This window comes from Limosilactobacillus albertensis (assembly GCF_014145555.1).
GTDB classification, from domain to species: domain Bacteria; phylum Bacillota; class Bacilli; order Lactobacillales; family Lactobacillaceae; genus Limosilactobacillus; species Limosilactobacillus albertensis.
Genome location: NZ_JACIVD010000045.1, coordinates 14,785 through 29,183, shown reverse-complemented (window position 1 = coordinate 29,183; position 14,399 = coordinate 14,785). Strand labels below are relative to the sequence as shown.

Genomic DNA, 14,399 nt, shown 5'->3' with positions numbered 1-14,399 from the left:
AAATAGGCTAGAAAGTTAGGAACGAATTAAATTTAAATAGTGAAGGAAGCAATCATATGAATGCAAGTAATAACTCCCTCAATCCATGGGTAATTCCCGTAACACTCGGTGCTTCAGGCATTGCTGGTTTTATCGCTGGCAAACTTTTCGGTAGTCGGCAGATATCCGCTGACCGAATTTTAAAACTCGTTAAAAATGACTTTGCCGATGAAGGTGCTGTAACCGATAGCTGGATTAATGATACCGCGGTTCCCTTTCAACGGTTCGCTGTTAAAAGCAAGGCCTACGAAGGTGGAATTTCCAGATTAGAAGACGGCGAAAAAGTTAACTACGAATTTATCGCCGATGCATATACCGGCAGTTTATTAGAATTAAAACGAATTGAAAATGATTAAGCATTATTTTTTAAAGGAAGCTGGGAAGTAACTCAGCTTCCTTATTTTTTTGCTAGATAATAATTTGGTACCCGACAAATGCAAAAATTTATCCTGCCTAATCAGTAATCGTTTCTACAAAGGTCGGCTATAATAAGAAATAATAATTTTAGAACGGAGGACGATTATGATGAACCTTAATGATGCAATTCAAGAATGCTGGGATAAAATCGATGAAGGACAAGTTGCAACCTATATTCCGGGTTTAGCAAAAGTTGACCCTTACCAACTTGGCGTCTATTTATTTGACGTTGCTAATGACAAGCGGTGTCAAGCTGGCGCATCACGAGTTCGTTTTGCCATAGAAAGTGTTTCAAAGGTTATCACTTTACTCTATGCAATTGAACGATTAGGACTGACCGCGGTGGAAGCACAAGTAGGCACACGGCAAACCGGTTTCCCCTTCGATACAATCCTTAATATGGAGATCACCAAGGAAACCCACCCACTCAATGCTTTTATTAATAGCGGGGCCATTCTAATTTCTTCTTTAATCGAGGAGGAAGACGGTCAGTCGCCTTTTGAACAAATTCTTAATTTCACCCGCGAAATTTGTAATGATCCTGAAATTACCCTTGACGACGGAATCTACCAATCAGAGTTACGCACTGGTGACATGAACCGGTCTTTAGCCTATTATCTCAAGGCAAAAGGAGCCTTAAACAATGACGTTACGACCAGCCTCGATACTTACTTCAAACAGTGCTCAATGATGGTTACCTGCGAGAGCTTAGCTAACCTCGGTGCCGTCCTTGCTAATGACGGAATCGCACCGTGGAATGGAGAACGGATCATCTCTAGTGCAGCCGCAACATACACAAAATCAGTGATGATGACAACTGGTCTTTATAATGAATCGGGAACATATTCAGTTAAAATTGGCGTGCCAACAAAAAGCGGCGTTGGCGGCGGCTTAGTAGCAGCTGCACCAAATCATTACGGAATCGGTATCTTTAGCCCGGCCTTAGACCACACAGGAAATAGCGTTGCTGGCCTAGCCCTCCTTGAATTAATCAGTAAGGAATTAAAGCTCAGTATTTTTAAATATTAGTAAAAAACTTTTACTATGACTACTTCATTGCTAACCACCAGAAATCGTAAACATCCGCATTTATTGATATAAAAAGTATACAAATAGCCTCTAAAACTCGGTAATCCGAACTCTAGAGGCCTTCTTTTATTTAAAATTAGCGATTAACTTATAGATTGGTTGATCTTTAGCAGCGAATTTCTGTTCATATTCCGTTTCAACATTATGCTCATTCTCTTCGCTATGATGAAGGTCAAGCCATACGCCGTCAAAGATCATTCCATAATTGTTCATACTCTCCAGAGAGAATTCAAACAATCCCATATTATCAGTCTTTAACTCAATAACTCCCTGATCCTGTAAAATCTTCTCATAAGTTGCTAAGAACGTCTTATAAGTCAGCCGTCGTTTTGCATGACGTTTCTTTGGCCATGGATCAGAAAAGTTTAAGTACATCTTCGTAACTTCACCATCTTCAAAGTATTCTCGCAGGTCTTCACCATCACCGCAGATCAGTTGCAGGTTAGGAAGCTCTTCTTCCAGTGCCTTTTTTAGAGCGATTGCCGCAACTGTCCGTTGAATCTCCAAACCGATAAAGTTAATCTCCGGATGAGCCTTTGCCATGCCAATGATAAATTGACCCTTTCCCATCCCAACTTCAAGATGGAGGGGCTGCTTTTTAGCAAACCGTGACTGCCACTTACCCTTTAACTCAGGGGCATTGTCGACCATTATTTCTGGGTGGGCAGCAATTAATGGATCAGCCCACTTTTTATGTTTAACACGCATAACTTAAAATCCTCATTTCATTAATTTTTTTACTCTGACATTAAAGTAGAAGCGAATTAATAAGAACACTTCAACTGCTGCAATAATTAAGTTAACTGCCATCTGACCAACATTAATCTGCCAACCAACACTGGCAAGGGCAATTAGTAAGGCCTCTAATGACGTCACCTTCGCTAACAATTGCTTAAAATCAGCCTGTTGTTGATTAGCGGGAATTGGGTAGATATGAGTAAAGACGTTTGCCTCGTATTGGTCATAAAGGGGCATTAGCTGAGTCGCAATTAGGTAGATAAATAAAACAACAACCACCGTACTAAGCCATCCTGCTGGCAATAAAAAGACAATTATCATCCCCAACAGAGTCAGTCGGCTTACAATCCCACTAACCTCGGTACTACGAACAAAAGCACGGGCATAAAGGTATGACCATGGCTGCCCATTCTTGCTTAACCACCGTACAAGGCCGTCCGCCCACTTGCGACGTTTCGTATTTCCCTGGACACTTGGCACATCGGTAAAGAGGTTAAAGAAACGATAGACACTATACATCCGGTCTTGTTCTGCTTTAACGGCAAGCCGCCAATTAACCGCTAAGTCACGATAGTAGCCGATTACTGCTAAGTACAAAATTAGGGCAACAACAAGGCCAGTATAAGGGTTAACCAGCCACATCACAGTTGAAGCTAATAAGGGATTTACCCAGTATTCTAACCGCGTCCGCCATTGCTGTCCGCCCCACCGTAAACTGAGCGACTTACGGGCAATATGCATCCAATCCGCCTTATTAATAATCGCCACTAAAAAGATTGCCACAATCTCAGGACCAGTTAACTTTTCTGTTGTTAAGGCAAATGGCAAGGCAATAAAAGCCCCCACCACGGTCATTATCTCAGCTAAAATCAAGCTATACCAAGTTGCCTGATTAAGGTACTGATGGATTCCTTCAACCTGCGGCAATAGGAAAACAGGATCAGGCTTTTTTATTAACGTTGCCAACCGACCGATCTGGGCAATGACCGTAAACCAACCAATCAATATTAACCGCGTCCACCATTCATGAGGGCCGAGCGTTGGCAGCCATTGCGAATACCCATACGCGAGGGCACCAAAGAGGAAAAACAGGGCAATTACAAAGTGGTCATTGAACACTAACCGCCAGTAACGCAGTAAAAGCATGAAGTGTTGACTACGGCGTTTGCTAAATAACTTATTCATCGCGATCACCCTTTGCGAGGTGCAAGTATATCTCATCAAGGGACTCGCCAGCATGATCACCAGCTGCCCGCAGTTCTTCGAGGGTCCCATGAGCACGAACCCTGCCATCTGCTAATAAGACAAACCGGTCACAATAGCGCTGCGCCGTATCAAGAACGTGGGTCGACATTAAAACCGCCACCCCTTCTTTTTTCTTTTGCTCGATTAGCTCAAGCAGGTCATGAACAGCCAAGGGATCCAACCCATAAAACGGTTCATCAACGATCAGGAGCTTAGCCTTCGTCATAAAGGCACAGCAGATCATCACCTTTTGTTTCATCCCTTTAGAAAAGTTAGCGGGAAACCAGTCTAACTTATTATCAAGCCGAAAAAGTTTAAGGAGCTTCGTTGCCCGTTGCCAAGCTGCATCATGGTCAAGCTGATAAGCCATAATGGTCAGGTCGATATGTTCACGGAGGGTCAATTCATCATAAAGAATTGGCGTTTCCGGGACATAGGCAATCTGTTTTTTATACTCTTCTGGATTGGCTTGGATAGTGAGTCCATTGATTTTTATTGAGCCAGAAAACGGCCGTAATAAACCGATAACATGATTAAGGGTTGTTGATTTTCCCGCACCGTTTAGCCCAATCAAACCAACAAGTTCCCCCGGTTGAACGTCAAAACTGACATCTTTAAGGACGGGAATTTGTGAATACCCACCGACAAGTTTATTTATCTCTAAAGCCATTATTCATCCCTTCTTATTATTGCTTAATCATATCTTTTAATTATATCATAGGTTATTTCTTCCGCTAAATCATGCATAGTATCAATTTTTTCGGTATACTTAGGGTAAGTTTAAACCTTAAAAGGAGTGAAAAAAATGGATAATAATTGTATTTTCTGTAAAATCATTAAAGGTGAGATTCCTAGCTACACTGTCTATGAAGATGATGTTGTCAAAGCTTTCCTCGATATTTCTCAAGGAACACCCGGTCACACTCTCGTTATTCCAAAGAAGCACGTTCCTGACTTGTTCGCTTATGATGCTGATTTAGCTGCACAAGTATTTGCCCGCATTCCAAAGATTGCTCGCGCTGTTAAAGCTTCTAACCCTGCTATTAAGGGAATGAACGTGGTTAATAATAACGGGGAAGTTGCTTACCAGTCAGTTTTCCACTCTCACTTCCACTTGGTTCCGCGCTACACTAGCGATGACGATTTTAAGATGATCTTTAAGGATAATTCCGGTAACTACAATGATGAAAAGTACAAGGAAATCCAACGGGCAATCATTGATCAAATGAAAGAAGACTAGTTTATGCAACGACTAAAAGAAATCCAGACCAGCTTACGAAAACTCAGCAATAATGTGACGCAGCTACAGGAAAACATCAGTGATCTACAAGCTGCCCTTCCTGCTGTAGCTAATTTTGTTAGTGAAGTTGAGCGTGATGTGAAGAAGTGGCAGTTTAAGACCCAGCCACGATTAAATCGCATCCAGATTATTCTTGATGTGTTGAAGATTGATTCAGACGAACAAAAAAAATAAGGCTACGGGAAAATTTTTCCCTAGCTTTATTTTTTTGCGGTACTTATTTATTTGAACTAGCGCTACTGCTGTTATTGGAACTGCTGGTAGTAGCATTAGAGTTAAGGTAATCATCAAGAATATTCTTAACATCATTTTCCTTGATTGAAACATTCCCCTTCTTCAAGACATTTGAAACAACCTTCCGCATAAAGTTTTGGTTATTCATATTTTCTTGAACGATTTGGTTCTTCAAATCATTAATGTGTTGGCTCTTCTTACCCTTAGCCGGATGTTCAATCATGTAGATAACTTGGTAGCCATCATCAGTCTTAACAGGAGTGGTAGTATATTCACCAGTCTTCAACTTAAAGGCTGCCTTCTTGTAAGCAGAGTCTAATTGGTTATCAGTATTATCAAAGGCAGGAATCTTACCGCCATTATTCTTCGTTTGGCTGTCAGTTGATTTAGACTTAGCAAGTTTCTTAAAAGTCTTGTACTTGTTGCTGGAGTCGTTTAACTGGTTAATGATGTCTTCTGCATCACTCTTACTACCAACAAGAATCGTTGCTGTCTGAACTTTTGGTTGGTACTTAGTCCATTGTTTATCAATCTGCTTGTTAGTAATATGCGAGTAATGACGGGCAGCAGCAGTTAAGAGTAAGTTTGACCGAATTTGCTGTTTCAAGGACTTTTCAGTTAAGTTTTGACTTTGTAAGTATGAATTAAAGTCAGCCCCATATTCGCTCTTGTAAGTATTATATTGGGCATTAACCTGCTTATCGCTAACTTCCTTGCCATATTGCTTTTCTAAGACCTTATCCAAAATCATTTGTTGGAGAACCTGCTTACCAGCACTAGTCTGTTTCATGCTGCTATAGTATTCGCTTTCCGTGATCTTACCGCCGCTAGTTGTAGCAACTGCCTTATTTCCACAAGCAGCTAGGGGCATCATCAAAGCAGCCCCGGCGATAATTGCAATTAACTTTTTGGATTTCATGTAAGAAACACATCCTTAAACAAAATATTTTTTCGATAACTTCACTCATCCAATATACCACACTTATTTTTTCGTGCCAGTCTAGTAAAAAAATGTTTAGATCATCTTCATAATTTATTCATGATTTAATGCTTGGAGGTCGATAATCTTTATCCCTAGTCCTTTAATTCGCTCATTAGCAGTAAAATATATAACCTGATTTTTTACAGCAATTTTTTCTAATAAAGCCAGCATTCGTTGCCGGCGAACATTATCGAAATTAACAAAGCCGTCATCGATAATTATCGGGAAGTTTGCTTGATCACTCATTACCGTTACAAATCCAAGACGCAATGAAATATATAGCTGTTCTGCCGTGCCCTGGGATAATTCTTCAACCAAAAAGACTTCGTGGTCGGTACGGACAACCCTGATTCCATCCACCGTTAAATTAATCTTAGTGTAACGGTGGTCAGTTAAGAGGGCAAAATACTGTTCAGCTTGGCGAATAATTGCTGGGTACCGATCGGCTGAAGCACCAGTAAGAGCCTTATTGATCCACTCAACCGCTAATTGGTAGTGTAACCATTCTTGAACTTCATGCCAAATCTTTGCTGCTAGGTTGGCCCGTTCCTGCTCAAAATTGCTTAAAGTCCCGTCCTCAACAAGACTTGTAATTTCCACCTTATCCTGCTGAACTTTTTCTTGCGCCTTAGTAATCGTTAAGCTTAACTGGTCGATCTGTTTTTGTATATCTGCAAGGGAAGACATCAATTCATCTTTATTCGCATACTTCGATAATGCTTGGCGATCCGCGGCGGTTAGCTGTTGGCCATAAGCATCAGACGCCAGCGCCTGTGATTGGGCAGCCACTCGTTGGGCTAAGTACTGGGTAAACTGCTGGTCATCATGAACACCAGCTTGTTGATAAAGAATCATCTTTTGGCGATAAACCTTATCATACGCTTGATTGAGGCGGGCTAAATTACTAGCAATCGTTGCTTTTTCCCGCGTATTCGCTTGGATATTTTGTCGTGCCTGCTGACGCTGTTCAAGCAAATCATCAAGTTTAGCCTTAACTGAACTGAGGGGAAGCTTCTGTAAGGCAGGCGGCAATTGCTGAAAAAAGACCGCTAATTGATGATCATACCTTTGCTGGTCCTGCATAGCCGCCTTTATTTGGGAAACTAACTCAACAGCCCGCTGTAAATCCCCCTGCATTAATAGCCACTGGGTAGGGGGAAAATCTTGTAAGCCATATTTTTGTCCAAATGCGTTTAATGCTTGCGAATTATCTTTTATCGCGGTTGGATTTTTATGTGATCCTTGTCGCTGATAATACAGGTACATGACTGTCGCAAAAGCCATAATTGCTCCAAGCACCGTAAGAAAAGTGACATTAGCCAGTAAACCGATAATAAAGAGAACAAAGCCCCCCACTATGCCAAACATAGATGTCCGTGAAAGGTCGCCTGAGAATTGGTTAGCATTAGTCCGTGAAACCGGATCAGTATTAAGCAACTGAGCGAGCTCTGCCTTTGCTCGTGAATCTAATGGTGCTGGTAATGGATGATGATAACGGTCTTTAATCATGGTTAATTCACGCTGCCAATTATTGACGCGGGTCTGCTGGCGTTGCTGTAAAGCCTCCTCAGCTTGCAATTCAACTACCCGTTCTTTGAGCCGTTGCAGGGATTGAATACTCTGCACGGTTTGGCGAGACGGTTGCACATGAGAATCATCGATTACCGCTAGCCGTTGTTGGTAATTTTCCTGTTGACGCTGAATTTCTTTCTCCTTAGCCTGCAACTCTTGTGCTGTTATGACTTGCTGATCAGTTAGGTAGTTCCCAGGTGTACTTGTTTGCTGACTATTTCGCCATTCATCATAAACCGGCCATAGCTGACGTAAATGTTCTAGTTGTTGTAAGACCGGTTTTTGATGTTTCAATTCTGTTCGGGCTTGTTGCAATATTTTTTGATTGCTCTTTAAGTCCGCTTGCAAATCCTGATAACGCTGAAATTTACCACGAGCGTGATTAATCTTATCTGTTAAGTCCGTATAGTGGTGAAGGTCTTGATTTAATGGCCATTTCCGCCCACGTGGCTTATAAAGGCAGTCTGCATCTTTTTGGTACTGATCAATCAACTGGTCCCATTGTGCGCTTCCCACAGCTCCCAATTGTTGCAAATATTGCTGCCAGTCCTCGCGATTAATTTCATCAATCGCCGTTAAATCGCGCTGACCAAAACTAAACAGGGCTTGATAGAGTGATCGATTCATCGTGCCAATCAATTTTCTTAGTTCTTGCTCGCCACCTTGATGACCCTGGGAATCCGTTACAATAACTTTTCCCCCATTACGACCACGTTGACGTTTAATTAAATAATCTTGGGCATCAACTTCGACTAATAAACTACCACCATAACTAGAAGTATCTTTAGGAATATATTGGACAAAACGATTCTTACCCCGACCATCCGCGAAGCCAAACAGGATACTAACCAAAAAAGCCATTAAAGTTGTTTTGCCTGCTTCATTAGGGCCATAAATTATTTGCGGGTTTGCTGTAAAATCGAAATCCTGATCATACCATTTACCAAAGCCATCAATATGGGCTTTCTTTATTTTCATTTACTAATCCTCCCGCCGTAACAATTGAGTTGTTGCTTGCTTTAACTGCTCAAGGTCGAGGGTCGCTAGCTTATCTGCTAGATCCGCTTCCCGCGCTAAACTTTTTGTCAATTCGGCAATCCGTGCAGGGGTAAATACCTCTTTAGCAGCCCGTTGCCAATAGTCCGCATCTAAATCAGTCATTGAAGGCAATGAGCTCTGCTGATGAATTAGTAAATCATAAATCCACCAGTTATTATTAGCCTTATTTTGAGTTTGAAGGTGTTCAAGCACATCCCCATTAGTAAGCAAGTGCCGAAACGCTGATGGAAGGTGGTTACTCCCCTCAATCGTAAGTGCAATAAGTTGAAATGGTGTCTTTTTAGCTTTTGCAGCAATCTGTTGAGATAAGGATCGCTCAAATTCTGTGAGATTAACAGCTGGAATTGCAGTAACATTTACCATTGACCATTCAATTCCGGCAACCGGTTTAAAGTGCGGGACAAGTTTTTTGCCATGACTCTCAACAAGGTAGTAGCCGTGCTGACCAGACTCATTTTTATGCCGTCCCTGCGGATTACCGCTATACACAATTGGCGGATTTTGGGCAAGCAACTGATGCTTATGGATATGCCCTAGTGCCCAATAATCATAATTTTTACTTGCTAATTCAGAAATAGTAAAAGGAGCATAGTGGTTAGCTGTACTTTGCTGAACCGCACCGTGTAGCATTCCAATATGCCAGACAGTATTTCCTTTTTGGGGATAGTCTTTCACCTGGTCCCTTTCAATCCAGCGTTGATCATAGCTAAAGCCAGAAATCGCAACAGTCTCGTGGTTTGCTAACGTAAGGACAGTCGTTGTTACCCGATTACCAAAAACGTAGACATTAGCTGGCAGACTATCTGTTCCGTGGACAACATAATAATCATGGTTACCATAAAGTAAATAGACGGGAATCCGCGCCCTATTAAGCCGTTCACACTGTTGGGTAAAAAAGTCAGTGGCCGCAATGCTCTGCTGATCACGGTCGTAAATATCACCACTAATTAAAACAAAGTCGACTCGCAAGTTAATTGCATCGTCAACAATCTTTTGAAAAGCCGTAAAAGTAGATGAATGCACCCGTTCCCACAATGATGTCGGCATCGCCGTCAGCCCTAAGAAGGGACTATCTAGGTGTAAATCTGCTGTATGAATAAATCTCATAATTATTTCCCCGTTATTGATATAATAGCTTAAACACTGAAGGGGCTGAGAAAAAACGAAAGTTTTCTCCCAGCCCCTCACTCATTAAATGAGATTAATTATTCTTGTCCTGGCATCTTTGGCATTACTTCGCTATAAAGGTCTTGAATTGGACTTGTGATTGTCTTGTTCAATTGTTGAAGCATACTATCAACTTGTCGTTCTTGATTCATCAAATCTTGAACAACCTTTTTGCCACTTACTTCCTTGGCAAGGTTTTGAATATTTTTAATTTCATCATCAGTTGGTTGTTGACCAGTCATTTGCTTATGTTGAGAATCCGCTTGCGCTTGTTGGAACTTCTTAAAAGTATCAAAAGTTTCACTATCAGCCTTTAATGCTTCAAAAGCCGTTTTCAGACCTTGGTATTCTTGAGTTTCGCGCAATTGGCGACTAAGTTCGTTTGCAGTATCGTAAATGTTTACAACCATATGAAAGTCTCCTTTATATCATTCTTAAATCTAATTGTATCATATTATCCTAGAAAAGCGATCGAACATTACTCCACCACTGACTAGCCTTATTACCAAAGTTATTAATCGACTGGTTGAAGTTGTTTACAAAATTATCACCATCTTTGAGGAAGGATCCCCAACCCTTTGATGAACCTTTTGTCTTGTCGTTTGCCCGTGTTTGGGCGTCTTCAACGGTAAACTTAGTTCCGGCAGTATTTGGCAGGATTGCGCTCATTTCGTTCTTATAAAGATAATTAATACTCCGCTCCGAAATATCATTTAGGGTGTGGCTTTGGTTCGTATCATCGTAACCTTCCCACGTTGCAACGACCACATCCGGCGTGTAACCGACGATCCATTTATCGCGGTCATTAGAATCGTCTCCCTTGACCCCAGAGTTAGTTGTTCCCGTTTTACCAGCTAGCGTATAGCCACTTGGCTTAGCAGTCTCACCAGTTCCGTGGTCAAATACGCCAATTAGCATACTAGTCATTTCTTTAGCGGTTTTACCAGAAATGATCCGCTTATTCTTAGTACCATCATTTTTAGCAATTACTTTTCCAGATGCATCTTCAATTTTTGTAATATAGTGTGGCGACGGCATTAGCCCATCATTAGCAAAAACGGCATACGCACGGGCCATTTGTTGCGGTGATACCCCCTTAGTCATTCCACCAAGGGCAAGTGCTAAGTTTTTATCGCCCTTCTCAACAGGCAGGCCGAATTTTTCAGCCATGTCGTATCCCCGATTAACACCAATCTTATTTAATAACCAAACTGCCGGAGCATTAAGGCTCTCATAAAGGGCTTTATACATCGGCACCGTCCCGCTATAAGTATCGTCATAGTTCTTTGGCGTGTAATTATTGGTACCATAAGATTGTTTCTTATCTTGAAGGGTTGAGTCGTAGAAATATCCATGCTCAAGGGCCGGGGTGTAAACTACGATTGGCTTTATCGTTGAGCCTGGTTGACGCCGCATCTGCGTAGAACGGTTAAAGCCACGGAAAACGTGTTTCCCACGGCCACCAACAACTGCAGTAACTCCGCCATTCTTCGGATTCATAGCGATTGAGGCTGATTGAACCATTGTCCCATCGGCTGAGTCCTGAGGGAAGTTATCATCATCGTCATAAGTCTGCTGCATTGACCGTTGCTGGTTCTGGTCGAGAGTCGTATAAATCCGATAACCATTATTCATAATATCTTTTTCAGAAATATGGTACCGACTCTCTGCTTCCGCAATTACCGCATCAAAGAAGTACGGGTACTTATAACTATCATTTGGTACGTAACCGTTAGTAACATTCAACGGTGTTTGCTTATACTGGTCCGCTGCACTTTGGCTTAATTTGTGATTTTCAACCATCAGTTGGAGAACCATATTCCGGCGCTGTTTAGTTGCGCTAGGATGTTCAATTGGATCATATATTCCTGGCGAGGTCAGCATCCCCGCTAACGTTGCTGCTTGTGGGACTGTCAACTGACTAGCGTTCTCGTTAAAGTAGCGTTTAGCCGCATCTTGAACCCCCCATACCCCGTGCCCGAAGTAGGCATTATTGAGGTACATCGTTAGGATCTCATTCTTGCTATATTGATTTTCAACCTCAACGGCAATAAAGATTTCCCGTGCTTTTCGCGAAAAAGTCTGCTGCTGGGTCAGGAAGGCATTCTTAACTAACTGCTGGGTTAAAGTACTACCCCCGCCAGAAATATAATCACGATGCAGAAGCTTATTTTTCACTAGTAAGAAACCAGCCCGCCCCAAGCCTTTGACAGAAAAGCCATGTTCGTGATAAAAGTTACGGTCTTCGGTTGAGAGGACCGCCGCAGGAACATTTGTCGAAATATTTTTTAATTCTACGTAAGTTCCTTTTTGGGCATACAAGCTCCCAGCTGATTGATTACTGCGGTCATAAATCATTGTTGGCCGTTGCAAACGGTTCTTAAGGTTTTTAACATCTGCTGTTTTAGCAACAAACGTCAGATGGATGCTGGCAATTAAAAATATTCCCAGAAAAATAACAATAATCCACCGCGTTAATTGATAACGATGCCAAAACTTCTTCAGCATCGCAATAAAGAGCTGCCAATAGTGTTTAAACCAAACTCGGAATGATGACCAAGTCTTTTTTAACCACTGCAAGATTCGCTCTTTCAAATCTGAATTAGGTTGTGGTTCACGATTCATTAACAAATCTCCATTTTCATTTCAAAAAGCTGACAATTATTTTATCACATTTTGATAAACGAGAAGATATTTTCACAGTTACTTTTACCATAAGTTAAAAAAAGAGGCTTAAGAAATTTTCCCAAGTCTCTTTGGTAACATATTTAACTATTCTACATTTCATCAGGAGCCTTGATATCAAGTAAATCAAGAGCAGACTTAAGCACATCACTAACTGCTTGAGTAAGAGCTAACCGTGCTGGTTGAGCTTCGTTATCCTCAAGAATCCGCGTGTGAGCATAGTATTGGTTGAACTTCTTAGCTACTTCAAGAGCATATTTAGCAATTACTGATGGGTCATAATTTACCGCAGCCCGCTTAATTGCTTCACTGTATTGACCAAGGAAACTAATTAATTCCCAAGCTTCAGCACCAGCCATAGTCAAATCAACGTTGCTAAAGTCCCGGATACCACCCTTCCGTAAGATACTCTCAGCACGAGCACGAGCATATTGAACGTAAGGACCGGTTTCACCTTCAAACTTAACGACATCTTCAAGTTTGAAGTTAACTGCATTCCGCCGGTAGTTCTTTAAGTCATGGAAGATAACGGCACCAACACCGACTTCTTTAGCAACTTCATCGGCATTCTTAAGGTCAGGGTTCTTTTCCTCAATTTGCTTCCGTGCTAAATCAATTGAATCATTCAATACGTCTTCAAGAGAAACAACATTCCCCTTCCGCGTTGACATCTTCTTACCGTTTAAGTTCATAAGACCAAAGGAGATGTGTTCAATTTGGTTCCACCAGTTGAAGCCCATTTCTTTTAATGCTGCCCGCAATTGTTTGAAGTAAGTTTCTTGTTCAGCACCGACAACGTAAAGGGACTTAGCATGACCATACATCCGCTTCCGGAAAAGGGCAGTTGCCAAATCACGGGTAATGTAAGTAGTGGTTCCGTTACTCTTGATAATTAACAATGGTGGCAAGTTGTATTCGTCCAGGTCAACAATTTCTGCACCCCGGCTAGGCTTTAAGAGGTTCTTATCACGTAACAATTGGATCGGTTCTTCCATCTTTTGTGCAGAGAAAGCTTCACCATTAAATGAATCGAAGTTAACGTCTAACATCTTGTAAACACGTTGGAACCGTTCAAGGGAAACTTCACGGAACCAGTGCCAAAGCCGCCAAGCTTCTTCATCACCGTGCTCAAGCTTAGCAAACCAGTTACGACCAGCTTCTGTATATTCTGGATGTTCGTCAGCTTCATTATTAATCCGCACATAGTACTTAAGCAGTGTATTAATTGGATCCTTCTTAACTTCAGCTTCGTCACCCCACATCTCGTAAGCCGCCATCAGTTTACCAAACTGGGTACCCCAATCACCAAGGTAGTCAATCCGAATCAGGTTATAGTTAACCTTTTCAAGAATCCGGGCAACAGCCTCACCAATCATCGTTGAACGAAGGTGCCCCATCCCCATTGGCTTAGCAATGTTAGGGGATGAATAGTCGATCGTAACATTAGCTTGGTGGCCAAGGTCTAGTTCACCGTAATGCTCAGGGTCAGTCAAGATTGTTTGCAAAATCTTAGCACCAACTTGAGCCTTATCAAGGAAGAAGTTGATATATGGACCGGCAACAACAACCTTTTCAAAACCATCTTGGTTAACTTTTTCAACTAATTCACTTGCAATCATTTGCGGAGCCTTGTGTAAGGTCTTAGCTAAAAAGAATGTTGGGAAGGCATAGTCCCCATTACTAGAATCTTTTGGACGTTCAATCTTAGCTTCGATTTCTTTAACATCCATCTCAGGTAATGCTTGTGCCAATGCAGCCGCAACTTGTTGCTTATCACTCATATATATTCCTCCTTAATTAATAAAAAACGTCTCTAATAAGTATTAAACTTACTAGAGACGAGATTTACCCGCGGTACCACTCTAATTGAAT

Annotated in this window: 13 protein-coding genes; 4 read left to right on the top strand and 9 right to left on the bottom strand. The window is 41.6% G+C overall.

Annotation, left to right across the window (positions count from 1 at the left end):
* Nucleotides 1-56 precede the first annotated feature (56 nt).
* Entirely contained in the window at nucleotides 57-395 is a 339-nt protein-coding gene (locus H5S41_RS01475) for a PepSY domain-containing protein (protein ID WP_153710356.1), read from the top strand.
* A 169-nt stretch (nucleotides 396-564) separates the two neighbouring features.
* The gene (gene glsA / locus H5S41_RS01470; protein ID WP_182601902.1) at nucleotides 565-1,485 is read left to right on the top strand and encodes a glutaminase A; all 921 of its coding nucleotides are present in this window, start codon (nucleotides 565-567) and stop codon (nucleotides 1,483-1,485) included.
* 126 nt (nucleotides 1,486-1,611) lie between these two features.
* On the opposite strand, the gene trmB is transcribed toward glsA, so the two are convergent.
* The 3 genes from trmB to H5S41_RS01455 are packed head-to-tail and all read right to left on the bottom strand — an operon-like array spanning nucleotide 1,612 to nucleotide 4,198.
* Nucleotides 1,612-2,253, bottom strand: coding sequence for a tRNA (guanosine(46)-N7)-methyltransferase TrmB (gene trmB / locus H5S41_RS01465; protein ID WP_182601833.1), 642 nt, complete (start codon nucleotides 2,251-2,253; stop codon nucleotides 1,612-1,614).
* Nucleotides 2,254-2,265: 12 nt separating this feature from the next.
* Nucleotides 2,266-3,468, bottom strand: a complete 1,203-nt coding sequence (locus H5S41_RS01460) for an ABC transporter permease (protein ID WP_182601831.1) — start codon at nucleotides 3,466-3,468, stop codon at nucleotides 2,266-2,268.
* Nucleotides 3,461-4,198 carry an ABC transporter ATP-binding protein gene (locus tag H5S41_RS01455; RefSeq protein ID WP_182598778.1) on the bottom strand — a complete coding sequence of 246 codons (738 nt, stop codon included), beginning with the start codon at nucleotides 4,196-4,198 and terminating at the stop codon, nucleotides 3,461-3,463. Before H5S41_RS01455 ends, H5S41_RS01460 begins: the two co-directional genes overlap by 8 nt.
* A 135-nt stretch (nucleotides 4,199-4,333) precedes the next feature.
* On the opposite strand from H5S41_RS01455, the gene H5S41_RS01450 reads away from it, so the two are divergent.
* Both H5S41_RS01450 and H5S41_RS01445 read left to right on the top strand, forming a co-directional pair.
* Nucleotides 4,334-4,768 carry an HIT family protein gene (locus H5S41_RS01450; protein ID WP_182598779.1) on the top strand — a complete coding sequence of 145 codons (435 nt, stop codon included), beginning with the start codon at nucleotides 4,334-4,336 and terminating at the stop codon, nucleotides 4,766-4,768.
* A 3-nt stretch (nucleotides 4,769-4,771) separates the two neighbouring features.
* Entirely contained in the window at nucleotides 4,772-5,002 is a 231-nt protein-coding gene (locus H5S41_RS01445; protein ID WP_182601829.1) for a hypothetical protein, read from the top strand.
* 43 nt (nucleotides 5,003-5,045) lie between these two features.
* Here the strand turns inward: H5S41_RS01445 and H5S41_RS01440 are convergent, their stop codons facing one another.
* From H5S41_RS01440 to argS, 6 genes are all read right to left on the bottom strand, one after another.
* Nucleotides 5,046-5,981: a peptidylprolyl isomerase gene (locus tag H5S41_RS01440; protein WP_163704961.1), complete on the bottom strand. Its 936-nt coding sequence runs from the start codon at nucleotides 5,979-5,981 to the stop codon at nucleotides 5,046-5,048.
* 114 nt (nucleotides 5,982-6,095) lie between these two features.
* Nucleotides 6,096-8,594, bottom strand: coding sequence for an ATP-binding protein (locus tag H5S41_RS01435; protein ID WP_182601827.1), 2,499 nt, complete (start codon nucleotides 8,592-8,594; stop codon nucleotides 6,096-6,098).
* 3 nt (nucleotides 8,595-8,597) lie between these two features.
* A complete protein-coding gene (locus H5S41_RS01430; protein ID WP_182601826.1) occupies nucleotides 8,598-9,782 on the bottom strand; it encodes a metallophosphoesterase family protein in 1,185 nt (394 codons plus the stop codon).
* Nucleotides 9,783-9,880: 98 nt separating this feature from the next.
* A complete protein-coding gene (locus tag H5S41_RS01425) occupies nucleotides 9,881-10,252 on the bottom strand; it encodes a YlbF family regulator (protein ID WP_182601824.1) in 372 nt (123 codons plus the stop codon).
* Nucleotides 10,253-10,301: 49 nt separating this feature from the next.
* Nucleotides 10,302-12,467 carry a PBP1A family penicillin-binding protein gene (locus tag H5S41_RS01420; RefSeq protein ID WP_182601822.1) on the bottom strand — a complete coding sequence of 722 codons (2,166 nt, stop codon included), beginning with the start codon at nucleotides 12,465-12,467 and terminating at the stop codon, nucleotides 10,302-10,304.
* Between the two features lie 152 nt (nucleotides 12,468-12,619).
* Complete coding sequence (gene argS, locus H5S41_RS01415) at nucleotides 12,620-14,308, bottom strand: arginine--tRNA ligase (protein ID WP_182598784.1); 1,689 nt, start codon at nucleotides 14,306-14,308, stop codon at nucleotides 12,620-12,622.
* Between the last annotated feature and the right edge of the window lie 91 nt (nucleotides 14,309-14,399).

Excerpts from the sequence above, each read along its gene's own strand:
- H5S41_RS01475 (WP_153710356.1), top strand. The coding sequence starts at position 57 with ATGAATGCAAGTAATAACTCCCTCAATCCATGGGTAATTCCCGTAACA.
- glsA (WP_182601902.1), top strand. The coding sequence starts at position 565 with ATGAACCTTAATGATGCAATTCAAGAATGCTGGGATAAAATCGATGAA.
- trmB (WP_182601833.1), bottom strand. The coding sequence starts at position 2,253 with ATGCGTGTTAAACATAAAAAGTGGGCTGATCCATTAATTGCTGCCCAC.
- H5S41_RS01460 (WP_182601831.1), bottom strand. The coding sequence starts at position 3,468 with ATGAATAAGTTATTTAGCAAACGCCGTAGTCAACACTTCATGCTTTTA.
- H5S41_RS01455 (WP_182598778.1), bottom strand. The coding sequence starts at position 4,198 with ATGGCTTTAGAGATAAATAAACTTGTCGGTGGGTATTCACAAATTCCC.
- H5S41_RS01450 (WP_182598779.1), top strand. The coding sequence starts at position 4,334 with ATGGATAATAATTGTATTTTCTGTAAAATCATTAAAGGTGAGATTCCT.
- H5S41_RS01445 (WP_182601829.1), top strand. The coding sequence starts at position 4,772 with ATGCAACGACTAAAAGAAATCCAGACCAGCTTACGAAAACTCAGCAAT.
- H5S41_RS01440 (WP_163704961.1), bottom strand. The coding sequence starts at position 5,981 with ATGAAATCCAAAAAGTTAATTGCAATTATCGCCGGGGCTGCTTTGATG.
- H5S41_RS01435 (WP_182601827.1), bottom strand. The coding sequence starts at position 8,594 with ATGAAAATAAAGAAAGCCCATATTGATGGCTTTGGTAAATGGTATGAT.
- H5S41_RS01430 (WP_182601826.1), bottom strand. The coding sequence starts at position 9,782 with ATGAGATTTATTCATACAGCAGATTTACACCTAGATAGTCCCTTCTTA.
- H5S41_RS01425 (WP_182601824.1), bottom strand. The coding sequence starts at position 10,252 with ATGGTTGTAAACATTTACGATACTGCAAACGAACTTAGTCGCCAATTG.
- H5S41_RS01420 (WP_182601822.1), bottom strand. The coding sequence starts at position 12,467 with ATGAATCGTGAACCACAACCTAATTCAGATTTGAAAGAGCGAATCTTG.
- argS (WP_182598784.1), bottom strand. The coding sequence starts at position 14,308 with ATGAGTGATAAGCAACAAGTTGCGGCTGCATTGGCACAAGCATTACCT.